The sequence below is a fragment of the Sphingomonas sp. LM7 genome (assembly GCF_002002925.1).
Classification (GTDB): Bacteria; Pseudomonadota; Alphaproteobacteria; order Sphingomonadales; family Sphingomonadaceae; genus Sphingomonas.
In genome coordinates, this window is record NZ_CP019511.1 from 2,121,363 (window position 1) to 2,145,227 (window position 23,865).

Annotated in this window: 25 protein-coding genes; 8 read left to right on the forward strand and 17 right to left on the reverse strand. The window is 66.6% G+C overall.

Translation table 11 applies throughout. The features are described from left to right. Positions 1-35: 35 nt before the first annotated feature. From BXU08_RS09500 to uvrC, 4 genes are all read right to left on the reverse strand, one after another. A complete protein-coding gene (locus BXU08_RS09500) occupies positions 36-2,834 on the reverse strand; it encodes a DUF3857 domain-containing protein (RefSeq protein ID WP_077509844.1) in 2,799 nt (932 codons plus the stop codon). Positions 2,835-2,962: 128 nt separating this feature from the next. Next, positions 2,963-3,265 carry a CcdB family protein gene (locus tag BXU08_RS09505; RefSeq protein ID WP_077509845.1) on the reverse strand — a complete coding sequence of 101 codons (303 nt, stop codon included), beginning with the start codon at positions 3,263-3,265 and terminating at the stop codon, positions 2,963-2,965. Then, the gene (locus BXU08_RS09510) at positions 3,266-3,505 is read right to left on the reverse strand and encodes a type II toxin-antitoxin system CcdA family antitoxin (protein ID WP_077509846.1); all 240 of its coding nucleotides are present in this window, start codon (positions 3,503-3,505) and stop codon (positions 3,266-3,268) included. Between the two features lie 32 nt (positions 3,506-3,537). After that, complete coding sequence (uvrC, locus tag BXU08_RS09515) at positions 3,538-5,460, reverse strand: excinuclease ABC subunit UvrC (RefSeq protein WP_077509847.1); 1,923 nt, start codon at positions 5,458-5,460, stop codon at positions 3,538-3,540. A gap of 96 nt (positions 5,461-5,556) precedes the next feature. Here uvrC and BXU08_RS09520 point away from each other — a divergent pair, with 96 nt between their 5' ends. Next, complete coding sequence (locus BXU08_RS09520) at positions 5,557-6,303, forward strand: class I SAM-dependent methyltransferase (RefSeq protein ID WP_077509848.1); 747 nt, start codon at positions 5,557-5,559, stop codon at positions 6,301-6,303. A 3-nt stretch (positions 6,304-6,306) separates the two neighbouring features. On the opposite strand, the gene BXU08_RS09525 is transcribed toward BXU08_RS09520, so the two are convergent. The 7 genes from BXU08_RS09525 to BXU08_RS09555 all read right to left on the reverse strand — a co-directional run bounded on the left by BXU08_RS09525 (position 6,307) and on the right by BXU08_RS09555 (position 11,323). Further along, entirely contained in the window at positions 6,307-8,154 is a 1,848-nt protein-coding gene (locus BXU08_RS09525; RefSeq protein ID WP_253190326.1) for an ATP-binding protein, read from the reverse strand. Between the two features lie 194 nt (positions 8,155-8,348). Next, positions 8,349-8,648, reverse strand: a complete 300-nt coding sequence (locus tag BXU08_RS09530; protein WP_077509849.1) for a hypothetical protein — start codon at positions 8,646-8,648, stop codon at positions 8,349-8,351. An 82-nt stretch (positions 8,649-8,730) separates the two neighbouring features. After that, on the reverse strand, positions 8,731-9,372 hold the full coding sequence (locus BXU08_RS09535; RefSeq protein ID WP_077509850.1) for a hypothetical protein: 642 nt from the start codon (positions 9,370-9,372) through the stop codon (positions 8,731-8,733). Further along, complete coding sequence (locus BXU08_RS09540) at positions 9,365-9,856, reverse strand: ATPase (RefSeq protein ID WP_077509851.1); 492 nt, start codon at positions 9,854-9,856, stop codon at positions 9,365-9,367. The genes BXU08_RS09535 and BXU08_RS09540 overlap by 8 nt, the downstream gene beginning before the upstream one ends. 54 nt (positions 9,857-9,910) lie before the next feature. Beyond that, complete coding sequence (locus BXU08_RS09545; RefSeq protein WP_044330387.1) at positions 9,911-10,138, reverse strand: F0F1 ATP synthase subunit C; 228 nt, start codon at positions 10,136-10,138, stop codon at positions 9,911-9,913. A gap of 45 nt (positions 10,139-10,183) precedes the next feature. Then, positions 10,184-10,936: a F0F1 ATP synthase subunit A gene (locus BXU08_RS09550; protein WP_077512220.1), complete on the reverse strand. Its 753-nt coding sequence runs from the start codon at positions 10,934-10,936 to the stop codon at positions 10,184-10,186. A 69-nt stretch (positions 10,937-11,005) separates the two neighbouring features. Next, positions 11,006-11,323 (reverse strand): AtpZ/AtpI family protein, encoded by a 318-nt coding sequence (locus BXU08_RS09555; RefSeq protein WP_077509852.1) that lies wholly within the window; start codon positions 11,321-11,323, stop codon positions 11,006-11,008. A 226-nt stretch (positions 11,324-11,549) separates the two neighbouring features. Here BXU08_RS09555 and BXU08_RS09560 point away from each other — a divergent pair, with 226 nt between their 5' ends. Continuing rightward, on the forward strand, positions 11,550-12,320 hold the full coding sequence (locus tag BXU08_RS09560) for a hypothetical protein (protein WP_077509853.1): 771 nt from the start codon (positions 11,550-11,552) through the stop codon (positions 12,318-12,320). Positions 12,321-12,366: 46 nt separating this feature from the next. Beyond that, positions 12,367-13,047 (forward strand): DNA repair protein RadC, encoded by a 681-nt coding sequence (gene radC / locus BXU08_RS09565; protein WP_077509854.1) that lies wholly within the window; start codon positions 12,367-12,369, stop codon positions 13,045-13,047. Positions 13,048-13,383: 336 nt separating this feature from the next. Here the strand turns inward: radC and BXU08_RS09570 are convergent, their stop codons facing one another. Both BXU08_RS09570 and BXU08_RS09575 read right to left on the reverse strand, forming a co-directional pair. Further along, the gene (locus BXU08_RS09570) at positions 13,384-13,653 is read right to left on the reverse strand and encodes a hypothetical protein (protein ID WP_077509855.1); all 270 of its coding nucleotides are present in this window, start codon (positions 13,651-13,653) and stop codon (positions 13,384-13,386) included. A gap of 201 nt (positions 13,654-13,854) precedes the next feature. Then, positions 13,855-14,457: a hypothetical protein gene (locus tag BXU08_RS09575; protein ID WP_077509856.1), complete on the reverse strand. Its 603-nt coding sequence runs from the start codon at positions 14,455-14,457 to the stop codon at positions 13,855-13,857. 205 nt (positions 14,458-14,662) lie between these two features. On the opposite strand from BXU08_RS09575, the gene purB reads away from it, so the two are divergent. The 3 genes from purB (at position 14,663) to BXU08_RS19565 (ending at position 17,425) form a co-directional block, all read left to right on the forward strand. Continuing rightward, a complete protein-coding gene (purB, locus tag BXU08_RS09580) occupies positions 14,663-15,973 on the forward strand; it encodes an adenylosuccinate lyase (RefSeq protein ID WP_077512222.1) in 1,311 nt (436 codons plus the stop codon). Further along, complete coding sequence (locus BXU08_RS09585) at positions 15,970-16,524, forward strand: biliverdin-producing heme oxygenase (protein WP_150125484.1); 555 nt, start codon at positions 15,970-15,972, stop codon at positions 16,522-16,524. The genes purB and BXU08_RS09585 overlap by 4 nt, the downstream gene beginning before the upstream one ends. An 88-nt stretch (positions 16,525-16,612) precedes the next feature. Then, the gene (locus BXU08_RS19565; protein WP_171982481.1) at positions 16,613-17,425 is read left to right on the forward strand and encodes a peptidoglycan-binding domain-containing protein; all 813 of its coding nucleotides are present in this window, start codon (positions 16,613-16,615) and stop codon (positions 17,423-17,425) included. A 72-nt stretch (positions 17,426-17,497) separates the two neighbouring features. Here the strand turns inward: BXU08_RS19565 and BXU08_RS09595 are convergent, their stop codons facing one another. After that, positions 17,498-18,349: a tail fiber protein gene (locus tag BXU08_RS09595; RefSeq protein ID WP_077509858.1), complete on the reverse strand. Its 852-nt coding sequence runs from the start codon at positions 18,347-18,349 to the stop codon at positions 17,498-17,500. Positions 18,350-18,740: 391 nt separating this feature from the next. Further along, a complete protein-coding gene (locus tag BXU08_RS09600; RefSeq protein ID WP_077509859.1) occupies positions 18,741-19,520 on the reverse strand; it encodes a helix-turn-helix domain-containing protein in 780 nt (259 codons plus the stop codon). A 119-nt stretch (positions 19,521-19,639) separates the two neighbouring features. Between BXU08_RS09600 and BXU08_RS09605 the strand changes: the two genes are divergently transcribed. Beyond that, positions 19,640-20,023 (forward strand): hypothetical protein, encoded by a 384-nt coding sequence (locus BXU08_RS09605; protein WP_077509860.1) that lies wholly within the window; start codon positions 19,640-19,642, stop codon positions 20,021-20,023. A gap of 48 nt (positions 20,024-20,071) precedes the next feature. Here BXU08_RS09605 and dnaJ read toward each other — a convergent pair whose 3' ends face one another. Beyond that, positions 20,072-21,193 carry a molecular chaperone DnaJ gene (gene dnaJ / locus BXU08_RS09610; RefSeq protein WP_077509861.1) on the reverse strand — a complete coding sequence of 374 codons (1,122 nt, stop codon included), beginning with the start codon at positions 21,191-21,193 and terminating at the stop codon, positions 20,072-20,074. 66 nt (positions 21,194-21,259) lie between these two features. Further along, entirely contained in the window at positions 21,260-23,176 is a 1,917-nt protein-coding gene (dnaK, locus tag BXU08_RS09615; protein WP_077509862.1) for a molecular chaperone DnaK, read from the reverse strand. Between the two features lie 167 nt (positions 23,177-23,343). On the opposite strand from dnaK, the gene BXU08_RS09620 reads away from it, so the two are divergent. Further along, on the forward strand, positions 23,344-23,784 hold the full coding sequence (locus BXU08_RS09620; RefSeq protein WP_077509863.1) for a copper chaperone PCu(A)C: 441 nt from the start codon (positions 23,344-23,346) through the stop codon (positions 23,782-23,784). Positions 23,785-23,865 lie beyond the last annotated feature (81 nt).

A 23,865-nucleotide genomic window follows, 5' to 3' on the forward strand; every position in this document is an offset into this window, starting at 1 on the left:
CCTAGCGCTTCGGAGTGAAGAAACTCCCAATACCCTTATGGCTTGATCCCCCAGCGCACATAATCCTCGTCGATCCGCGGTGCGATCATCCGCGCGGCGGCCAGGTCGGCCTCCGCTCCCTCGGCGCCCGAGCGCTTGCGGATGAGGCCGCGCATATAGAGGCTGGCCGCCATGTCGGGCGCCTGATCGAGCGCCGCGTCGAAATCGGCCAGCGCATCCTCCATCCGCCCGAGCCGGAAATAGACCAGCCCGCGGCTGTCGAGGATCGAGGCCGGGTTCTCGGCGAGTTCGATCGCCTTCGAACAATCCTTCAGCGCAGTGTCGAGCGTGACATTGCTCGTCGCCTTCAGCCAGCAGCGCGAGTTGAGCAGATCGGACTTGCCCGGCGTCGTGGCGATCATCGCGTCGAGCAGCGCCACGCCCTCGTCCACCCGCCCGCCATCGCCGAGCAGCGTCGCCTGGCTGCTGACATAGCTGTTCTTGTCGTCGCCGCCCTGATCGGCATGCTCGGCGAGCATCCCGACGGCCTCATCGCGCTTGCCCTGTTCGGCGAGCAAAGTCGCGACGCGGATCACGGACGCCGACGACGCCGGATCGATCTCGAGCGCCGCGCGGGCATCGGCCATCGCCCGCGCATCGTCCTTGAGCGCCGAATAGAGCCGCGACCGCCAGAGGTGGCGCTCGATGCTCGGCTCGAGCGCGATCGCCTTGGTCAGGTCGGCAATGGCACCCTTGCGGTCGTAGATTCGGTCGAGGAACCAGGCACGGTCCGAATAGCTTCCCGATTCCTCGGGCTTCTGCGCGATCTGCTTGGCGTAGACCGCGAGGATCGGATCGAGCGTCTTGCTGCGCCGCGCAGCCTCTACCTGGCGGAACAGCGGCGGCGTATCCTTGGGCGCGATGGCCTTGAGCGGCTTGCCCTTGGCTTGCGCCACCTGCGCGCGCGTCGCCGGGATGTCCGCCGGCGCGACTTCGGCGATGCCGGTCACAACCCGGTCGTCGATGCTCAGCCAGCCGCCCTCCAGCGCTACGCTGCGCTTGAGCGCGACGCCCGCCAGCGTCGCCGGCAGCGTGCGATTGCCTTCGACTTCATATCCGATGCCGCCAGCAGGCAGGCGGATCCGCGTCCGCACGCGCGAATCGTCATAGGCGCCGCTGCTCACCGGGATCTCACGCCATGCCGGCCGCGCGCGATCGGGGGAGAAGCTGACATTCGAGATCGTGCCATCCAGCTCGACGCGGTAGCGGCCATTCTCCTTCGACCAGTCGGGATAGGCGATGCCCGACGCCGTCACGACGGCGGTGGCGGTCGCCTCGTCATATTTGAATCCGCGCTCGACGATCTCCGTTTCGTTGAGCAGGCCGCTCACGATGCCATCGATCCCCTGGTCGAGCTGCTCCCGGTCTGCCTGCGCCGCGATCACCCGCAGCATCTCGGCGCTGCCGCCGCGAAGCGTGACCTTGGCGGTGTAGGGCATCGGGAAGAGCACGCCGGCGCGCCCGTCCATCTCGATCTCGGCATCGCTCATCGGCCGGGCATTGGCACGCATCGGCATCTCGATCAGGCCGGCCCCCGCGGTGCGCAGCGGTAGCGCATGCCGGAACGGCGGCACGTCGCCCAGATCCTCAAGCCTTGCCCCGCCGCCGGTGCCGTCGAGCCACAGCGAGTCGCCGCCGATCGCGGCACGCACGATGATATGGTTGAACGCACCCGGCATCGGCAGACGCTTGGGGAGCAGATCGCCCATCTCGGTATTGACCACCACGGCCTCGGCCTCGATGTCGAGCGCGCGCAGCATCGCCAGCAACAACAGCGTCTTGGCCTTGCAGTCGCCATAGCGGACCGACCAGGTATGCGCCGGCGCCTGCGGCACATAGTCGCCATTGTCCATGCCCTGGAACAGATAGCGGATCTTGTCCTGCACCACTTGGAGCGCCATTGCCGCGCGCTTGCGCGGGTCGGCGGTCGCTGCGGCGATCCGCGCGACTTCGGCGGCGATCGGGCTGCCCGGCGCGATCGTGCCGTCGGTGCGGTAATGCGGCGCCATGTCGCGCGACAGGTCTGCCCAATCGGCATAGTCGGTGGCGTCGATCAGCGGCACCGGGCGGAAGCGCAGCGGCGCGTCGCCCGGCATCTCGACTGCCTTGGCGATCGGCAAGTCGATCGACAGCTCGTTATAGCCGTCGGGCAGCGTCACCGGCTTGAGATCGGGAAGCTTGGTGTAGCCGCGCCAGCGCAGATCCATTGCCTTGGGCCAGAGCAGCCGGATGCGGCCGAACTGGAGCCGCATCGGCGCGGCGAGCAGCGGCGCCATCGACTGGACATGGCCGTGGAGCGCCGGATCCTTGCGCGTCGTCGAGAAACTGACGCGCAGCACGTCGCCCACCCGCAGCCCCTCGACGGGCAGGGTCGCGGTGAGCATGCCGTTGAGCATCGCGCGTTCGAGCTGCTGCTCGCGCTTGAGCACCTCCAGCTTCTTGCCGCCGGCGAGCACGTCGATCCGCTCGGCGCCGCGGAGGATCTCGATACGGTGGACGGTCAGGTCGCCCTTGGCGGGATCCCAGGGCAGCGGCACGGTGCCCGCCTGGGTCGCCACCTGGGGCGAGGCGATGCGCATCGCCATGTCCGCATAGACCCAGACCTGGCCGTCCTCGAAGCGCTGCTGCTGGTCCATCACCAGCATGATCGGATCCGCGTCGCTCAGTTTGGAGACGTCGATCGCCGGCGCAGGCTTCACCCAGGCCGGCACCGGTTGATACAGCGGCTTGTCCCCTGCCCATGCCACCGCCGGCGCACACAACAGCACCGCCGCAAACGTCGTTCGCCGAAACATTCAGAAGCCCCCTGACTCAATCAGCCCAAGACTAGCGGTTCGGAAACGGCGGGCAAGCGCGATTGGTGTGCGGATTTCGTCAAAATCCGGTGAGCAGCATGTCCAGGGCTTAGAGGATCCGATCCTGTTCAATAGCCCGAAAGCAGATAGTCGATCGCGCGCATGATCTGATCGGCTTCCTGCGACAGCGACAGGAGCTTTGCGCCGATTTCCCGATCGGGTACGCTGGCCATCAAGTGCGTCGCCATGACGAGCCGCTCACTCCGGATCGTGAAGACCGGATGCAATCCCGGCATTCGAGCCGGTATCTCGGCGCCCGCTTCGGGCAGCAACGGAACCATCAATCGGCGGCCCAGATCTACGACGTCCGATTGACAGTCGAGCAGGAGGACCGAACTACCGCGTGCGCGATATACCCCGAAACGGGCCACCTAGAAGCCGCGATACCGATCTAGCGGAGAACCGTGGCTCTTCTCCCATGCGTTCCACTGCTCGATCGCCTCGCGATTCTCTTCCGTCCACCGTGCCTCGCCAACCCGCTTCACTTCGGCGCGCAGTGCCTCGGTATCCAGCCCGGTGGGATCGACCTCCAGATAGGCAGCCGTCTCGATCAACTCCGCATGCGACATGCGGTACGTCGACTTGGTCGGAGCTTTGGCGAGCGTGGCCATGCCCCGGACGATACACCTTCCTCCCCCGCCGATCAACGCGCGTGGTAGAAGTCGTGCACCTGCTGGGCCACCGCCGCCGACACGCCCGGCGCCTTTTGCAAATCCTCAAGGCTCGCCCCGCGCACCGCGCGCGCGGTGCCGAAATGCATCAGCAGCGCCTTCTTGCGCGCCGGGCCGATCCCGGGGACTTCGTCGAGCGGGCTCGCGCCGATCGCCTTGCTGCGCTTGTCGCGGTGCGCGCCGATCGCGAAGCGGTGGACTTCGTCGCGCAGCCGCTGGAGGAAGAACAGCACCGGCGAATTGACCGGCAGCATCAGCTCGCGCCCGTCCATCAGGTGAAACACTTCGCGTCCGTCGCGGCCATGATGCGGGCCCTTCGCGACGCCGACCAGGCACACATCCTCGATGCCCAGATCCTCAAGCACGCCCTTCACGGCGTTGAGCTGGCCACGCCCGCCGTCGATCAGCACCAGATCGGGCCACGTGCCGCCCTGGCGATCGGGATCCTCGTCCTGCGCCCGTGCGAAGCGCCGCCCGAACATCTCGCGCATCATGCCGTAGTCGTCGCCGGCGATCGTCTCGGGACGCTTCATGTTGAACTTGCGGTACTGGCCCTTCTGGAAGCCCTCGGGCCCGGCAACGACCATCGCGCCCAGCGCGCTCGTCCCCTGGATATGGCTGTTGTCATAGACTTCGATCCGCTCGGGCGGTTCGGGCAGCTCGAACAGGTCGGCGACCTCGGCGAGCAGCTTGGCCTGCGTCGTGCTCTCGGCCATCCGCCGGTCGAGCGCCTCGACGGCGTTGCGCTGCGCCTGTTCGAGCAGCCGGCGCCGCGGCCCGCGCTGCGGCACCCCCAGCGCCACCTTGTGCCCGGCGCGCTCGGCCAGCGCTTCGCTCAGCAGCTTGGCTTCCTCCAGATTGCGATCGACGAAGATCGTCCGCGGCGGCGGCACTTCCTCATAGAATTGCATCAGGAACTGGCTGAGCACTTCGTCCTCGGGCACGTCATTGGTGTGCGCAGGGAAGAAGCTGCGATGCCCCCAATTCTGCCCGCCGCGGATGAAGAACGCCTGGATGCCCATCACGCCGGACTTGTGCGCCAGCGCGAAGATGTCGGCGTCGCCGACCCCCTCGGCGTTGATCGCCTGGCTGCCCTGGATGAAGGTGAGCGCCTTCAGCCGGTCGCGCAGGATCGCGGCCAGCTCGAAATCCAGATTCTCCGCCGCGGCCTGCATCTGCTCGCCGAGCTTGGCCTGGACTTGGGTCTTCTTGCCCTGGAGGAAGTCGCGCGCATCGCTGACCAGCTCGGCATAGGCCGCCTCGTCGATGCGGCCAACGCACGGCGCCGAACACCGGCGGATCTGATACAGCAGGCACGGCCGGTCGCGCGTCGCAAAGAAGCCGTCGGTGCAGCTCCGCAACAGGAACAATTTCTGCAGCGCGTTGAGCGTCTGACGCACCTGCCCCGCCCCCGCGAACGGCCCGAAATAGTCGCCCTTGTAGCGCCGCGCGCCGCGATGGAGCTGTACGCGCGCGAAGGCGTGGTCCTGGCGCAAAAGGATAAACGGGAACGACTTATCGTCGCGCAGCAGCACGTTGTACGGCGGGCGATAGCGCTTGATCAGCTGCGCCTCGAGCAGCAGCGCCTCGGCCTCGTTGTTGGTGGTGACGATCGTCATCGAGCGCGTCTGCGCCACCATCCGCTGGAGACGCTTCGAGAGCCGCATGACCTGGGTATAATTAGTCACCCGGTTCTTGAGCGCGCGCGCCTTGCCGACATAGAGCACGTCGCCGCGCGCATCATGCATCCGGTACACGCCCGGCCGCACCGGCAGCGTCTTCACGACGTTGCGGATCGCCGCCACGCCTGCGTCGAGATCGGGCGCTCCCTCGCCGCGCACGGCATAGGTCGCCTTTTCCTCGTTGAATCGGTTGGGGGAATTGGGGTCGGACATCGCTGGCAAGCGATGTAGGCGCGGCCGCGATTCCCGGCAACTTGCCCGGTCACATTAACGTGCCATAGTGCGCTCACACACCATGGGAGAGTCGCCGTGAAACTGCTCGTGACCACTGCCCTGCTCGCACTTGCCGCGCCGCTCGCCGCGCAGGCCCAGACCGTGTCCGCGCCGATCAAGGCGGCGCTCGCCGATCCAGCCCGTCCGGCCACGGACAAGGAACGCGACGCGACCCGCCATCCCGGCGAACTGCTCGCCTTTGCCGGCGTGAAGCCCGGCGACAAGGTCGCGGACTTCATCATGGGCGGCGGCTATTTCACGCGCATCCTCGCCAGGACCGTCGGCAGCAAGGGGCGCGTCTATGCCTATCAGCCCGCCGAGTTCATCCAGTTCCGCCCCGCCTATGGCGACGAGCAAAAGGCCGCGGTTGCCGGCTATGCCAATGTCACCCCGCTCAGCGATTCGCTGGCGACGGTGAAGTTCGCCGAGCCGCTCGATGCAATCGTCACGGTGCAGAACTGGCACGACATGCATCTCAAGATGGTCCCGCCCGGCTTCGCCGTCGCGATGGCCAAGCGGCTCTATGACAGCCTCAAGCCCGGCGGGGTGCTGCTGGTGGTCGATCATGTCGCCGCCGCCGACCCCGGCTTCACCGCGCCCGACAAACTCCACCGCATCGATCCCGCCGCGGCGCGCGCCGAGATCCAGAGCGCGGGGTTCACCTTCGACGGCAGCCTGCCGCTGCTCGCCAATTCGGACGATCCGCACACCGCGATCGTGTTCGATCCGGCGATCCGCGGCAAGACCGACCAGTTCGTCTTCCGCTTCCGCAAGCCGCGCTGAGAGTCAGGCGGGGACGGTCTTCTCGTCGAGTATCTGCCGCACGCGCGCGGCGAGCTGGGCGATGGTGAACGGCTTGGGGAGCAGCGCCACGCCATCGGTGAGCATGCCGTCGCTGACGATGCCGTCGCTCGGATAGCCGCTCATGTAGAGCAGCCGGATTTCGGGGCGAAGCGCCTCGACACGTTCGGCGAGCTGCGAGCCGCTCATCCCGGGCATCAGGACGTCGGTGAGCAACAGATCGACCCGCGGCTGCCCCTCGATCATCGCCAGCGCTGCTTCGCCGCCGGGCGCGTGGAGCACGATATAGCCGAGTTCGCGCAGCGCATCGACGGCCAGCTGCCGCACCTTGTCCTCGTCGTCGACGACAAGGATGATCTCGCTGTCGCGCGCGCCGGGCAGGCGCGTTTCGGGCCCGGTCTGCCAGCTTTCGCTCTCGGCGACCTTGCCCTTGTGCCGCGGCAGATAGAGGTGAACCGCGGTGCCGCGTCCCGCCTCGGATTCGATCGCGACGTGCCCGCCCGATTGCTTGACGAAGCCATAGACCTGGCTGAGCCCCAGTCCGGTGCCCTTGCCCATGGCCTTGGTGGTGAAGAACGGCTCGAACGCGCGATCGCGCACTTCGGCCGGCATGCCGGCGCCGCTGTCCTGCACGGTGATCCGCACGTAATCGCCGGGCATCACGTCCGGGTGGGTCACGGCATAGTCGCGATCGAGCTTCACATTGGCGGTGCTGACGACAAGCTTGCCGCCCTCCACCATCGCATCGCGTGCATTGACGCACAGATTGACCAGCGCGCTTTCCAGCTGGCCAACGTCGGCGAAGATCGGCCACAGCCCGATCGCCGGATCGACCTGAAAATCGACCTTGCCGCCGATCGTCCGCCGCAGGAGCTCCGACAGGCGCCGGATCAGCTGGCTTGCGTCGAGCGCGCTGGGCGCCAACGGCTGGCGGCGCCCGAACGCGAGCAGCTGCGAGGTGAGCTGCGCGGCGCGCTGCGCACCCGACATCGCCGAATCGATATGCTCCTGCGCGCGCTTCACGTCCTGGTCGAGCCGGCGGCGGGCGAGATCGAGCGATCCGATGACGATCGCCAGCATATTGTTGAAGTCGTGCGCGATACCGCCGGTCAGCTGGCCGATCGACTCCATCTTCTGCATCTGGCGCAGCTGTGCCTCGGCCACTTCGCGGCTGGCAGCTTCCTCGTGCAGCCGGGTATTGGCGTTGAGCAGCTGGTCGCGCGCCACCGAGGCATTGCGCGCCGTCGACAGCGCCCGGAACGTCGAGCGGAGCGCGAACGCCATCACCGCCGCCGCGCACACCAGCAGCCAGACCGACAGCAAGGTCGCCTGGCGATCGGCCATATTTCGCTGCCGTTCGAATCGCCGCGCCTCTTCGGCCTTCATTCCGACGACGATCGCACGGCATCGATCGGTAATCGGGCGGTCGAGGACCAGACGGATCGAACGCCGGGCCTCGTCGACCCGGCCCGATCGGGCCATCGCAAATCGCGCATCGGTGTAGGCCAGCCGCGAGCGCCAGCAGCGATCGAGCTGCGCTGCCGCTCGCGACTGCACCGGATCGGCTTGCACTTCGCTAGTCAGCGCTGCGAGCTCGCCATAGAGCCCTTCGCGTGCATCGACGTAGCGCGCGACAAACCGCGGGTCGCCGGCGAGCAGATAGCCGCTCTCTCCCAGCAATGTTTCCTGCGCGCGGGTGATCAGGCTGTTGAGCCGCTCCTGGACCTGGAGTGTCTGCACCACGGACACGTCAGCGCGCTGCTCGGAGCGAAACAGCACGAAGGTGCCCGCGATCGCCGCGAAAATAAGCGCCAGTCCGGAGAGAAGGGCCACACGACCTACATCAAAGCGTTTCCGGGCCATCGGATTGGCTTTGCGCAACCCACAAAGAAGAGCAACCGAATTCGCGCCCATAAAAGACTATTCGTGGAGTTAACGCTAACTAACCGTAAATCCCGGCAAGTTACGTAAACGTAAAGTCTGAGATGTGGCTGCACCTGCAAACAGTTTTGGCCGCCGCCGAAAACTTATTTCGATGCTTCACGCTCGATTCGCTGCGCTTCGGCCTCGATCCGCTTCATTTCCGTCTCGACGCGTGCCTTGACGTCGCTCGCGGCGCGGCGCTCGTCGGATGCCCGCTGCCATGCGAGCAGCACGAAGAGCAGCGCCAGCACCAGCGCGACGCCGCCGCCGATCGTGAGCCAGCGCGATGCGCCAGCGCCCGGATCGTGCCGGGCACTCTGCTTGTCTTGTTGTTCGGGAGCCATGGCACCAGCCTTAGCACGCCAGCCGCCGGCTTCCAGACCGCCGGGCGTGCCGACGGCCAAAAACGCAAACGATCCCCGTGCTTCCGCACGGAGATCGGTTTTGCTCAGACGATGTGAGGCAGGCGCGCGGCGCGCCCGCGGCTCAGTTGAGCCGGCCCAGCCCGGCGATGGTCTGGTCGACCAGCGGCTTGTCGGCCTCGGCATTATGCTTGTCGGCGATGATCGCTGCGGCGGCGCGGGTCGCGGCTTCGGCGGCTTTGGTGCGCACGGCCTGGATCGCGGCGCGCTCGGCGGCGGCGATCTTGTCCTCGGCCATCTTGGCGCGGCGCGCAGTCAGCTCGGCGGCATCGCTCTCGGCCTTGGCGAGGACGGCCTTGGCCTCCTCCTCGGCATGGACGAGCATTGCCTGGGCCTGTGCCTCGGCGCCGGCGATCTTCCTGGCATATTCGTCGCGCAGCGCCTCGGCCTCGGCGCGCAATGCCTTCGCTTCGTCAAGACGGGTGCGGATCGCCGCGATCTGGTTGTCGAGCCCGCGGGTGATCAGGCTGGGCACCTTCTTCCAGATCAGGATCAGGATGAACACCGCCATCGCGATCGAGACCCAGACGGTCGCGTCGAGCACGCCGAACAGCGACGGATCGGGATGCGTCTCGCTCGGGCCGCCATGCTCGATCGTCACGGCGTTGGTGCCGGTGTGCGGCACAGCCATGCCCTCGCCATGCTCGGCGGCGGCAAGATTCTGCGCGACCGGATCGGCCGCGACCGGAGTTGCTGCCTCAGCCATTGAACGCCGCCTTCACTGCCTTCTTGGCCTCTGCAGCCGTTACCTTGGCACCCGAGAAACGAGCGACGATGTCGCGCGCGGCCTCGACTGCCACTGCCTCGATCTCGGCGCTCGCCGCAGTCGTCGCCTCGGCGATCTGCGCCTCGGCTGCCGCGATGCGGGCATCGGTTTCGGCATGCGCGGCGGCGAGCCGCTTTTCCGACGCTGCGGTGCCCTGGGCGCGCGCCTCGGCGATACGCTTCTGGGCGCCTTCGCGCGCGGCGTTTTCCTCAGCCCGCCAATTCTCTTCCGCCTGGTCGGCAGCGGCACGCGCCGCCTCGGCAGCCGCGAGGTCGCCGGCGACCGATGCGTCACGCGCATCGACCGTCGACATCACCTTGGGCAGCATGATCTTGCCCACGACGAAGAAGACGAAGCCGAACGTCACGAGCAGCCAGAAGATCTGGGACGCGTAGGTCTCGGCGAGCTGGGAGATCTGAGGCATTGGATTCCTATCCAGGAGCAGGCCGGGGACGCGCCCCGGCCCGAACCGGAAAAGTTACGCGACGAAGATCAGGATCATCGCGACGACGAACGCGAGCAGACCGAGAAGCTCGGCGGCCGCGAAGCCGATGAACAGGCGGCCCTGCTGGCCGTCAGCGGCGCCCGGGTTGCGCAGCGCGCCCTCGAGGAAGCTGCCGAACACGTTGCCCACACCGATGGCGGCCATGCCGGCGCCGATCGCCGCGAGACCCGCACCGATGAGCTTTGCTGCTTCTGCGTCCATTTCTAAAACTCCTGCGTAGATTCAGTTGATAATTTTACGGAAAACTCAGTGCAGATGCTCGGCGTCGTTGATGTACAGCGACGTGAGCAGCGCAAAGACATAGGCTTGGATGCCGGCGACGAGGATCTCGAGCGCCGAGATGCCGACCATCAGCACGAAGCTGGGGATGCCGACGCCGAGGCCGGGGATGAGACCAGCGTTGCCGGCGTTGATCACGAAGCCTGCGAGCACCTTCAAAAGGATATGCCCGGCGATCATCGCCACGAACAGTCGGAGGCCCAGCGAGAACGGGCGCACCATGAACGAGACGAACTCGATCGCGGGGATCAACCAGATCAGCCACAGCGGCGTGCCGTGCGGAACGAACAGCTTGAAGAAGTGCAGCCCGTGCTTCCAGAAGCCGACGATCAGCACGATCGAGAAGCTCATGATCGCCAGCACGCCGGTGACGGTGAAGTGGCTGGTGAAGGTGAACGGGTGGATGCCCACCAGGCCCAGCGGCAACAGCCCGAGCACGTTGGCGAACAGGATGAACATGAACAGCGAGAACACGTAGGGAAGGTATTTGCGCCCTTCCTTGCCCACGTTCGCCGCCAGCATCGAATCGATGAAGCCGGTGAAGTTCTCGACCAGCATCTGCCAGCGGCCGGGCACCACGGCGCGCTTCATGCCGCCGAGCATGAATGCCCAGAGGACGATGGCCGCGACGCACATCCACAGCGCCGAGTTCGTGAAGGCGATCTGGTGACCGGCTATATTGAAGCCGTCCCAGATCGTCTGCACCTCGAACTGGTGCATCGGGTCGATCTTGCCTGATTCAGCCGCCACGCGCGTTGATCCGTTTCATTAGCCAAAGCGCCCGAAGAGTCACTTCGAGCGCTGGTTCGAAATCCTGATGATGTTCCTGAAAGCACTGCCTATTCCGAGGAACAGGAGCACGAGCAGGAGCCACGGGGAGGTTCCCAGCAGCCAATCGAGCGTACCGCCGATCACTGCTCCTCCAACCATGCTGCCGATCAGTTCGGCCAGCACGCGGTTCCCGAGGCGATAACTGGCATCGCCATTGGTATCCACGGCACCGTTTCTGATCGCCTCTTCCGATTTGGCTCGCTTCAGTCGCTCGTCGAGCGAGTTAAGGCGAACATCCTCGGGCAAGGGGTCCAGTCCGGGCTCGTTCTCGGCCAATTGTCTCTCCTGTCAGCCGTTTCCGGCAGGCCAGACGCATGTGCCGAGCGGCAAGCCCGCCAAAGCAGGGGCGCTTTAGGAAGGGCTCGGGTCCGAGTCAACACCAGCGCCCGAACCCGCGGCATGCGCGAGCGCCACAGTCGCCGCTTCCCAGCCGCGCATCTCCCGCGCTAGGCTAATGCGCCCGCAACGGCGACACTTTCCTGTTTCGAAGTAAGGAATGCGAATGGCCGCCTCGGTCCGGAATCTATCGACAGCCAAGATCCTCGGCACGCTGATCGCGGTGGTTGCCGGGTTTTTCCTCGGCAAGCTCGCCTGGGACGCGTTCGAGAAGCGCCCGGGAAATGTCGAGGCGGAGTTCGAGACCCAGGTGCAGAATGATCCGGCGATGGGGCCGATGTTCCAGGCCTTCCGCAAGCACTTCCCGGCTGATTACGCCGCGCTGAAGGCCGAGATGGCCGCACAATATCGCGCCGGCGCCAGCCCGGCGACGCTCAGCCTGCTCGGGTTCAATCGGATGGCGGCCTTCCGCAAGGCGCATGTCCGCGAGTTGGCATTGGCGCCCGCGCCCGAACTCGCCGCCTTTCGCACGAGCCAGGCTGCGCTGATGCGCGGGCTTGCGGCGGAATCGACCAAGATGTGCGCGCAATACACCTTCTCCACCATCCAGCCCGGCAGCACGCCCTCTCCCGCGGTGCAGAAGCTACTCGCGGACATCGGCACGGTCCAGTTCCAGGCGATCGCGGCGGGCCAGAAGGCGCCGGCCAAACGCGACATCGACACGCTGTCCCAGGCCGACAGCGAAGCGCTGGTCGCCCAGATGAAGCGCGCGGGCCTGAGCGACCGTCAGCTCGCCGCTTTTCTCGACGGGACTGCGGCACAGTCGCTCAGCGAGGCCGATCAGTGCCGGACGGGCGTGATCCTCACCGAGACTCTCGCCCGGCTCCCGGCCGCGCAGGCCGATCGGGTGCTCGCCGTCATGACCGCACATTCCTGAACCGTCACGGCTCGCGCTCGCCGACGCGCCGAACTATACCAGCGCCATGACGGCCGAGCCCGACAACACAGGACACCGCGCCCGGCTGCGGCAGCGGCTGTTCGAGGGCGGGCCGGACGCGCTGCTCGATCACGAACTGATCGAATATCTCCTCGCGCTGGCGATTCCCCGCCGCGACACCAAGCCGCTCGCCAAGGCATTGCTCACCGAATTCGGCGGCATCGCCGGTCTGCTCACTGCCGATGCTGAGGCGCTGGCCCGCGTCCCCGGCATGGGCGAGACCAGCGCCGCCGCGCTCAAGGCCGCCCATGCGGCGGCGCTGCGGCTGCTGCGCGCACAGGTCGCCGAGCGGCCGATCCTCGCCAATTGGCAGGCGCTGCTCGATTATCTGCGCGCCGACATGGCGCACCACGCGATCGAGCGGGTGCGCGTCCTCCACCTCAACGGCAAGAACATGCTGATCCGCGACGAGCTGATGAACGAAGGCTCGATCGACGAGGCGCCGATGTATGTCCGCGAAGTCATCCGCCGCGCGATCGATCTGGGCTCGGCCGCGATCATCCTCGTCCACAACCACCCCTCGGGCGACCCCTCCCCCAGCCGCGCCGACATCGAGATCACCCGCCAGGTCGCCGAAGCCGGCAAGCGGCTCGGCATCGCAGTGCACGATCACATCATCCTGGGGACCGAAGGCCATGTCAGCCTGCGCGCGCAGGGGCTGATCTAGGCAGTCGATCATAGAATCGGGATGTCTTTCCACCCACTCCCGGTCGTCCGGCCTTGCAATGTAGGATTTGCGCCGCCTGCCTGAACGTGGCCTCGTCGAACGCTCCTTGACCTCGCAGACAACTCCGCGAAAATGCCGCGATAGTTCGACTTTGGCGTGACCTTCGATGTCCGCATCCGGGACGCCGGTTCATCGCCTGCCGCGATACGAACCAGGACACGGCGGCAATCCAACCACTTCGATGCGCCAAACAAAAAAGGGCGCCCGACATTCCGAGCGCCCTCCCGTTCGAGCCACCTGCGTGCGAGCGGCCCGACCTGTTTCTTCGACTGCGGCTTAGATACCGTTGGACAGGTTGGTATCCGCGTCGTGGGTCCGCATGTCGTCGGCCTTGTTCTCGCCGACCGCGCGCGTTGCGTCGGCCTGGTTCTGAAGGGCGTCCTCGACGGCAGGCGTCGTCGCATTGCCGGCGGCCTCTTCGAGATTGTCGGCCACGGCCTCCGCATTCGCCTCGATATTGTCCGCAGCCTGTTCACGAGGGCTGCTGTTGCATGCCGAAAGCGCGGCCAGACCAGCGATGGCCCCGACAACAAAAATCTTCTTCATCGTCGTACCCCTTTGGGAAGTTGGACATGAACGCTCAATTCGTTCGAGTGCCAAATAGGCGAAGCCGTCTTTTGTTCCGTGAACGTAACACCCTCGATGGCCGCCCCGCCCGCCGGCTGCCTGTGCAGCAACGCCAAACGGCCGCCGGAGACAAATCCGACGGCCGCTCGGGAGTGCGCCATGCGTGGGGCGCGGAAGTCCTTACGACTTGGGAGTCAGGAAGGTCGTCAGCTCGGCCTGGTTGACCGTTTTGCTCTTGTCGGCATCCGCAGAAGCAAAGGCCTGGCCCAACCAGACATTCGCCTCGGCCGAGCCCGGCACGAATGCCGGCTCCGAAGCCTTGCGCAGCGTACCCATCCAGGCACCGAATTCGACATCGCTCAGCGCACCGTTGGCGTCCTTGTCATAGGTGCCGAAATCGCGCGTCACTGCCTGGGCGACCTGGTCCTGGGTCGCTGCAGGCTGGGCGGCCGCCGCAGTGCCCGCACCGGTCGTCCCGGTAGGCGCTGCCTCGGGCGCCGGCGCGGTGGCGGGCTGGGCAGGCTCAGGCGTCGTCGCGGGCTGGGCCGGCGCGGTCGGAGTCGGCTGGGCGGTTTCGGTAGCCGGCGCCGGGGCTGCTGCCGGAGCTTCTTCGACCGTGCCCGAGCCCTGCGTGCCGGGCGCGGCGTCGTCAGTGGTGGCCGGAGCCTCAGTCGCCGGCGGCGTCTGCGGCTGGTTCTGCGTAGTTTCGGGGGTCGGAGTTTCCTGCGCAAAGGCAGGTGCAGCAACGAGCATAGACGTCGCGAGAAGAATTGACTTCAACATCTTTCTATCTCCTGTTGATTGCTCCGACTGTTCTAAGCTAGCGGAGCATGAAAACTGACACTGTTCGGAAATATGAACCGCTAAGCTGAGGTAATTGTTCCGGAACAGCGGCGTTGCAGCCACGGTTCACCCCTGCTAGGTGGCGCCTCGTCGCATTTCATTTGCTGTGTGGCGTTCGCGCCACGCCCGTCCACGGAGTATGAGCATGGTCCCCCGTTATTCGCGGCCCGAGATGACCGCGATCTGGTCGCCCGAAGCCCGTTTCGCCATTTGGTTCGAGATCGAGGCACACGCGACCGAGGCGCTTGCCGACCTCGGCGTTGTCCCGCGCGAAGCCGCGCAGGCGCTGTGGGACTGGTGGGCGACCAAGCCGGTGATCGACGTTCCCGCGATCGACGCGATCGAAGCCGTGACCAAGCACGACGTCATCGCCTTCCTCACCTGGGTCGCCGAGCAGGTCGGCGACAATGCCCGCTTCATGCACCAGGGGATGACCAGCTCGGACGTGCTCGACACCTGCCTCGCGGTCCAGCTCGCCCGCGCCGCCGACATCCTGCTCGCCGATCTCGACCAGTTGCTGGTCATCCTCGAGCGCCGCGCCAGGGAGCATAAGTTCACCCCGACGATCGGTCGCAGCCACGGCATCCATGCCGAGCCGGTGACCTTCGGATTGAAGCTCGCCCAGGCCTATGCCGAGTTCAAGCGCAACCGCGAACGCCTGGTCGCCGCACGCGCCGATATCGCCACCTGCGCGATCTCGGGCGCCGTCGGCACCTTCGCCAATATCGATCCGCGCGTGGAGCAGCATGTCGCCGACAAGCTCGGCCTCGCGGTGGAGCCCGTCTCGACTCAGGTCATCCCGCGCGATCGCCACGCGATGTTCTTCGCCACGCTCGGCGTGATCGCCTCCTCGATCGAACGCCTCGCCACCGAAGTCCGCCATTTGCAGCGCACCGAAGTGCTGGAGGCCGAGGAATATTTCTCGCCCGGCCAGAAGGGCAGCAGCGCGATGCCGCACAAGCGCAATCCGGTGCTCACCGAAAACCTCACCGGCCTTGCCCGCATGGTCCGCAGCGCCACTATCCCCGCGATGGAGAATGTCGCGCTGTGGCACGAGCGCGACATCAGCCACTCGTCGGTCGAGCGCTATATCGGCCCCGACGCCACGATCACGCTTGATTTCGCCCTAGCCCGTCTCTCGGGCGTGATGGACAAGCTGCTGATCTATCCCGAGCGGATGCAGAAGAACCTCGATCGCATGGGCGGCCTCGTCCATTCGCAGCGCGTCCTGCTCGCACTCACCCAGGCCGGCGTCAGCCGCGAGGACAGCTATCGCCTCGTCCAGCGCAACGCGATGAAAGTGTGGGAGAGCGACGGCGAACTCTCGCTGCTCGAACTGCTCAAGGCCGATCCCGAAGTCACCGCGGCACTGTCGGTGCAGGAGCTCGAGGACAAGTTCGACCTCGGCTATCACTTCAAGCAGGTCGATACGATCTTCGATCGCGTCTTCGCTTGAACCCCACGCACCAGGCATTGCGCGCCGGCACCGCCGAGGCGCACGACCGAGTCGATCGCGCCTTTGCGGGGTTCGACCTGACCGATCGGGAACGCTACGCCGCGTTCCTGCGCGCGCATGCCGAAGTGCTGCTGCCCTATGAAGCCGCGCTCGACGCGGCCGGCGCCGAGCGGATCGCCCCCGATTGGGCATTGCGCAAGCGCGGCGACCTGCTGCGCGAGGATCTGGCGTTTCTCCGCGACGCCGGCACCGTCGCGGGCGCCGAGCCCGCCGTGCCGGTGCTGGAAGCCGGCAATGATGCCAGCCTCGCCGGCACGCTCTATGTCCTCGAAGGGTCGCGGCTGGGCGGGCGCTTCCTCGCCCGGCAAGTGCCGCGCGGCTTTCCCCGCGCCTATCTGGATGCCGACCAGGCGCCCGAAAAATGGCGCGGCCTGCTCGACCGGCTCGATGCGGTCCTGTCGCAGCCGGGCGCGCTCGACTCCGCGCTCGCCGCCGCCGACCGCGTATTCGCGGCGTTCGAACGATCGGCAAAGCGCTGGTCGAACGGCTGAATATCGAACCGCACGGCCAGGCAGCGCGCCCGCTTTCCAGCGCAGGCGAACGGACCTATCCTGCGCCCGGGCAACACGGGGAAATATGATGGCGATCGGTGCAGCGGTGGGCAAAGGCGGCGTCAACGACCTCGCCGACGTGATCGTCGTCCAGCATCTGCTCAATGACTGGCTCGCCGATACCGGCCAGACGGTGCTGCCGACCACCGGCAATTGCGGTCCGCTCACCATCGCCGCGATCGAGGGATTCCAGGTGCGCGTGCTCGGCGCGACCAAGCCCGACGGCCGCATCGATCCGGGCGGGCGGACGTGGAACGCGCTCTCCACCCGCGCCGGCCCCGCGCCGGCCCCGGCGCTCAGCGGCGCGGCGTGGTGGCACGCCAATCAGGCTAGATTCCCCAACAGCGCGGCGATCGGCGATCTCGTCCAGCCGTTCCGCGACAGGGTCACCGCGTTCGTCGCTGCGCTCAAGGAAGCCGGCGCGACCGTCAAGGTGTCGGCGACTTCGCGCAACCGCACCCGCGCGCACCTGATGCACTATAGCTGGCGCATCGCGAACGGATCGGTGGCGCCGAAGGACGCACCTGCCGTCCCCGGCCTCGACATCAAATGGGACCACGGCGACCTCGCCAGCTCGCGAAAGGCCGCGCAGGAAATGGTCGACCTGTTCGGCATCGCCTTCCAGCCCTCGCTCACATCGCGACACATCGACGCGCGCGCGATCGACATGACGATCGGCTGGGCCGGCACGATCCAGGTCAAGGACAGGTCCGGCCGCCCGCGCGCGGTGTCGGCCCCGCGCTCGGGCGACACCAACAAGGATCTCCACGCGATCGGCGCGACCTATGGCGTGATCAAGCTCGCATCCGACCCGCCGCACTGGAGCGACGACGGCCGCTGATCGCCCCGGCGCGGGTGACCTCTCCTCCAGCAGCGCCGCCAGCGGACAGGTCGCCCCGCGCGAGTCCCGATCCTAGCCGCCGATCACGACCCGCCCGCGCAGATCGGGCAGCGCGAAGGTCGCGCCGTCGCCGCCATAACGGGTGCCGATCAGATCGAAGAGCGCCGGGTTCTGGGCCGCCTCGATCAGCGCGCCGTTGCACACTTCCCAGCCTGCCGGAACCTCGCTGCCGGCAAAGGCGATCACCTGCCCCAGCCAGCCCCCGAATTGCGGAAAGGCGCCGTCGCCGCTCACTGGCGGGGGTGCGGCGTCAACATTGATCAGATAGTTGAGCGCCAGTGCGGGCACCGGCTCGGCCACGCGGCCGCCAAGCGCAATCGGTTGCAGCCCCGGCCCCTCGCCCGCCCCGATCACGGCGAAACCGTCGAGATCGGGCAGGTTGAACGCCACCGGATCGCCGCCGAAGCTCTGGCCGATCGCCTGGTAGAGCGGCACATTCGCCGAGATCGGCAGCATCGACCCGTCGGCGACCGACCATCCGGTCGGCGCGAAATTGCCGCCGAACGCGACGACCATGCCCAGCACGGGCGCGCCGCTCGCCGCAGTGCTCGCGATCAGATAGGTCAGCCGCAGCGTCTCCTCGCCCGACAGGCCGATCTGTTGCCCGCCGACCGGCGTGCGTCCGTTCAGGTTCGGCAGCGCCAGCGTCATGCCGTCGCCGCCAAAGGTGAGCCCGAGCACCGCCATCAGCGGCTGGTTGCCGGGCACCGGAAGCGTACGCCCGTCGGTGATCGGCGCGCCATAGGCCCCGCCCTTCCCCGCAAAGCTGTGGATCATGCCGAGAGTGAAGCCAGTCGAGTCCGTCCCGCCCGATCGCGCGGGGAATTCGCCGGAAATCGCCATCAATTGCGGCAGCGCCAGCATGCCCTCGGCCGGCGGCGCGGGCGGAGTCGGCGACGGTGCGAGTGGCGTTGCTGCCGAGGGATTCAATCAGCGGCGGCCGGGGCGGCGGATAGTCCCCGCCTTGCTCGGTCGGAGGGGATAGCTTGCCCGCGCCGAACATCGCGAACAGGCGCCGCAGCGCGTCGATGAGCCTTGCCAGCATGGACAGTTCCTCAAGGAGCGCTTCCCGAGCTCCGGACGCCACCCTAGTTCGTTACGCTCCCGGCGTCCAATATTTCGGACGATATTGCTCGAAACCGGAGTCGATATAGTTGCGATTCCCGGCACCAGATCATCGGCAAAACACTGAGACATCCTCCATTATTATGAGAGTACCTTGGCAAAGGCCTAATAAACACTAACAAACCCGCGATCATCTGGCGCCAAGCCGCTCCAGCGTTGCCGCGTCGGCCGGAAAGAATGCCTCGATCGCCAGCTCGTCTAGCGTCACGTCGCGCGGCGTACCGAACACCGTGGTTGTGCTGAACAAGCGCAATTCGCCCAGCGACGACTGGAGCCGCAGCGGCACCACGACTTCGCCGAACCCGTCCACCTGCCCCGCCCCTTCTACAGAGGGATAGCCGCAAAGCTCGTCGAGCAACGCCGCCAGCACCGGGTCGCTGGTCAGCCAGGCTTGGCGCCGCAACCGATCGAGCAGATGCCCGCGCCATTCGCCAAGGTTGAGGATGCGCGGCGCCAGCCCGTCGGGGTGCAGGCTCAGCCGCAGCACGTTGACATGCCCTTCCAGCAGATGCCCCGCCACCCCCTCCAGCAGCGGCGCGACCGCAGCGTTCGCTGCGATCATGTGCCAATGCCGGTCCACCGCGAGCGCCGGAAAGGGTTCATGCCCCTTGAGCACCAGCTCGACTGCGCGCCGCGCCGGCGCCAGCTGCGGATCGTCGAGCGGCCGTTCCGAATAGACCGGGGCATAGCCCGCGCCGAGCAGCATCGCATTGCGCTCGCGCAGCGGCACGTCGAGATGCTCGGCGAGCAGCAGCACCATCTCGCGGCTAGGCTGTGCACGCCCGGTCTCGACGAAGCTCAGATGCCGGGTCGATATCTCCGCCCCCAGCGCAAGCTCCATCTGGCTCAACCGGCGCTGTTGCCGCCAATGCTTGATCTGCTCGCCCAGCGGCCGAACCTGCCTGTCCATCGCGCGCTCCTTCGCCGCCCTGCTACCGTCCCCGCTGCACGCATTCCATTACCTGCCGGGTAATCGACTGGCGTCCGCGGATCGCGATGCTTGGGATGTCACAACCAAGGAGAGTGATCATGACCCGCCAAAACCTGCTCCGCCCGGTGATGTTGTTCGACGCGGCCACCTGCCTCGGCATGGGCGCGCTGCTCGTCGCCGCGGCCGGGCCGATCGCCGGTCTCACCGACCTGCCGGTGCCGCTGCTGCGCGAAGCCGGCATCCTGCTGTTCCCGTTCGCGCTGTTCGTGCTGTGGGCGGCGCGGCGTGGCAGCGGGCCGGCGCAACTCGTCGCCGGGCTGAACCTGGCATGGGTCGCAGCGAGTTTCGCCGCGATCGCGTGGACCCAGCCCAATGCGCTGGGGATCGCCTTCATCGCAGTACAGGCATTGGCCGTTGCAGGTATTGCCGGACTGCAGCTCCATACGCTCGGCGGGTGGAAGGCACACACCGGTAGCATCTGAAAACCATCGTCACCCCGGCCTTGTGCCGGGGTGACGACGTGGAAAAGGTCAGCCCAAAGCCGACTTGAGCTTGGCGAAGAAGCCGCTCGACTGCGGGCACTCGTCCCCGGTCTCGGTCGCGCGGAATTCCTCGAGCAGCTCGCGCTGCTTGGCAGTCAGCTTGGTCGGCATCTCGACATCGAGCCGCACGACCAGGTCGCCGCGTCCGCGTCCCTGCAGCACCGGCATGCCGGCGCCGCGATGGCGGACTTCGCGGCCGGGCTGGGTGCCCGGCGCGATCTTGATGGAAATCGTCTCGCCGTCGAGCGCGGGCAATTCGATCTCGCCGCCCAGCGCCGCCGTGGTGAAGCTGATCGGCGCATTGGCGAACAGCGTCGTGCCCTGCCGCTCGAAGATCGCATGCTTGGCGACGTGGAGGAAGATATAGAGGTCGCCCGAAGGCGCGCCGCGCGCACCCGCCTCGCCTTCGCCGCTCAGCCGGATCCGGGTGCCTTCGTCGACACCGGGCGGCACGTTGATCTTGAGCGTCTTGGTCTTGTCCGTCCGCCCCTCGCCGCGGCAGTCGCGGCACGGATCGGCGATGACTTCGCCCGCGCCGTGGCAGACCGGGCAGGTCCGCTCGACCATGAAGAAGCCCTGCTGCGCGCGCACCTTGCCATGGCCGTTGCACTGCTTGCACTGGTGCGCATGCGTCCCCGGCTTGGCGCCGGTGCCGCTGCACGTATCGCACAGGCCCGAGACATCGACGGTGATCTCGCTCGTCTTGCCGTGATAGGCATCCTCGAGGTTGATCTCCATGTCGTAACGCAGGTCGGCACCGCGCAGGTTCGGCCGTCCGCCGCGCCCGCCCATGAACTCGCCGAACACGCTTTCGAAGATGTCGCTGAACGCGCCGAAATCCTGCGCGCCATGGCCCGGACCGCCGCCACCGCCCATGCCGTTCTTGAACGCGGCATGGCCGAAGCGATCGTACGCCGCGCGCTTCTGCGGATCCTTCAGGCAGTCATAGGCCTCACTGACGGCCTTGAACTTGGCCTCGTGATCCTTGCACCCGCCATTCTTGTCCGGATGGAATTTCATCGCGAGCTTGCGATACGCCGATTTCAGCGTCGCATCGTCCGCGGTGCGCTCGACTTCGAGCAGCTCGTAATAATCGACTTCGGTGGTCATGTAACCTCGGCCCCCGCCCGTCACCGTCATCCCGGCTTGCACCGGGATGACGGCTGGTACGCAAACTTACGCCTTGTTGTCGTCCACCTCGGAGAACTCGGCATCGACGACTTCTTCGCCGCCCGCTTCGTTCTCCGCAGCTGCACCGCCGTCCGCGTTCGGCGACGCGTTCTCGGCAGCCTGCTTCTCGTAGATCGCCTGGCCCAGCTTCATCGCCACCTGGGCGAGGTTCTGCGCCTTGGCCTGCATGTCGTCGGCGTCGCCGCCTTCGATCGCAGTCTTGGTCTCGGCGATCGCCGCCTCGATCTCGCCCTTCAGCGACGCGTCGACCTTGTCGCCATTCTCGGCAAGCTGGCGTTCGGTCGTGTGGACGAGGCTCTCGGCATTGTTCTTGGCCTCGGCGCCCGCACGCCGCTTCTTGTCCTCTTCGGCGAACTGCTCGGCGTCGCGGACCATCTGGTCGATGTCTGCGTCGCTGAGGCCGCCCGAGGCCTGGATGCGGATCTGCTGTTCCTTGCCGGTGCCCTTGTCCTTGGCGGACACGTTGACGAGGCCGTTGGCGTCGATGTCGAACGTGACTTCGATCTGCGGCACGCCACGCGGTGCTGACGGAATGCCGATCAGGTCGAACTGGCCGAGCATCTTGTTGTCCGCCGCCATTTCGCGCTCGCCCTGGAAGACGCGGATCGTCACCGCCTGCTGATTGTCGTCAGCGGTGGAGTAGACCTGCGACTTCTTGGTCGGGATCGTCGTGTTGCGGTCGATCATCCGGGTGAACACGCCACCCAGCGTCTCGATGCCGAGCGACAGCGGCGTCACGTCGAGCAGCAGCACGTCCTTGACGTCGCCCTGCAGCACGCCCGCCTGGATCGCCGCGCCGATCGCCACGACTTCGTCGGGGTTCACGCCGGTATGCGGCTCCTTGCCGAAGAACTGCTTCACGATCTCGCGGACCTTGGGCATGCGAGTCATGCCGCCGACCATCACGACTTCGTCGATCGCGCTCGCCTTGAGGCCGGCATCGGCCAGCGCCTTGCGGCACGGCTCCAGCGTGCGCTGGATCAGGTCGTCGACCAGACGCTCCAGATCGGCGCGGGTGATCGCCTTGACCAGATGCTTCGGCCCGTTGGCGTCGGCAGTGATGAAGGGCAGGTTCACTTCGGTGGTTTGCGCGCTCGAAAGCTCGATCTTGGCCTTCTCGGCAGCTTCCTTCAGACGCTGCAGCGCGAGCTTGTCCTTGGTGAGGTCGATGCCCTCGGCCTTGCGGAACTCGTCCGCGAGGAACTGGACGATCTTCGAGTCGAAGTCTTCGCCGCCCAGGAAGGTGTCGCCGTTGGTCGCCTTAACCTCGAACACGCCGTCGCCGATCTCGAGCACCGAGATGTCGAACGTGCCGCCGCCAAGGTCATAGACTGCGATCGTCTTGCCGTCGTTCTTCTCGAGGCCATAGGCGAGCGCCGCCGCGGTCGGCTCGTTGATGATGCGCAGCACTTCGAGGCCCGCGATCTTGCCGGCGTCCTTGGTCGCCTGGCGCTGGGCGTCGTTGAAATATGCCGGAACGGTGATCACTGCCTGCGTCACGGTCTCGCCGAGATACGATTCGGCGGTTTCCTTCATCTTCTGCAGCGTGAATGCCGAGATCTGCGACGGCGAATAATCCTCGCCACCCGCCTTCACCCAGGCGTCGCCGTTTGGCCCGCGGGTGATGGTGTAGGGCACCAGCTCGGTGTCCTTCTTGGTCACCGGATCGTCGAAGCGGCGGCCGATCAGGCGCTTCACTGCGAAGATCGTGTTGTCGCCGTTGGTCACCGCCTGGCGCTTGGCCGGCTGGCCGACCAGCCGCTCGCCATCCTTGGCGAATGCGACGATCGAAGGCGTGGTGCGCGCACCCTCTGCATTCTCGATGACCTTGGGCTTGCCGCCTTCCATCACCGCGACGCAGCTGTTGGTCGTGCCCAGATCGATACCGATTACTTTAGCCATGGTCCCTCGTTGGCCCCCAGATGTTCAATGTTCAAAGTCAAAAACCCGGCTCCCCTCGCCCCGAAATCGGCGACGGGGGAACCTGTCCAAACGCGATATAGGTGCGCTTCCGCTTGCCGCAAGAAGGACCCAATCCTAGAGGCTTCCCGAAACGGGAGTTGCGAAAGATGCGTGGATTTTCGGGGATCGTTGCGGCGGCGCTGCTGCTCGCCGGATGCGGACAGCCCGCCGAGTTGCGCGCCGACGGCGCCTGGGTGCGCCTGCCCGCAGTGACCGGCCGCCCCGGCGCGGCCTATTTCACGCTCCATGGCGGTGCCACCGCGGACACGCTGCTCGCCGCCGCCACCCCCGCGGCCTTGCGCGCCGAACTCCATGAGACGGTGACCACCCAGGGCGTCAAGGCGATGCGCCCGACCAGCGACGTCGCGGTTCCGGCCGGCGGCACGGTCGCGTTCGAACCCGGCGGCCGGCACGTCATGCTGTTCGATCTCGGTCCCAACGTGAAGTCGGGCACCCGCGTGCCCCTCGCCCTCGCCTTCGCCAGTGGCAAGCGCCTCGAAATCCAGGCGACGATAGTCGGCGCCGGCGATCCGCCCCCGGGGCGCTAGGCAATATGATCTGTGCCCCCCCCTCCCTGCTCGCAGGGAAGGGATTGCGGCCATCCCTCCGTAGAATCCCCCCCGGCACAA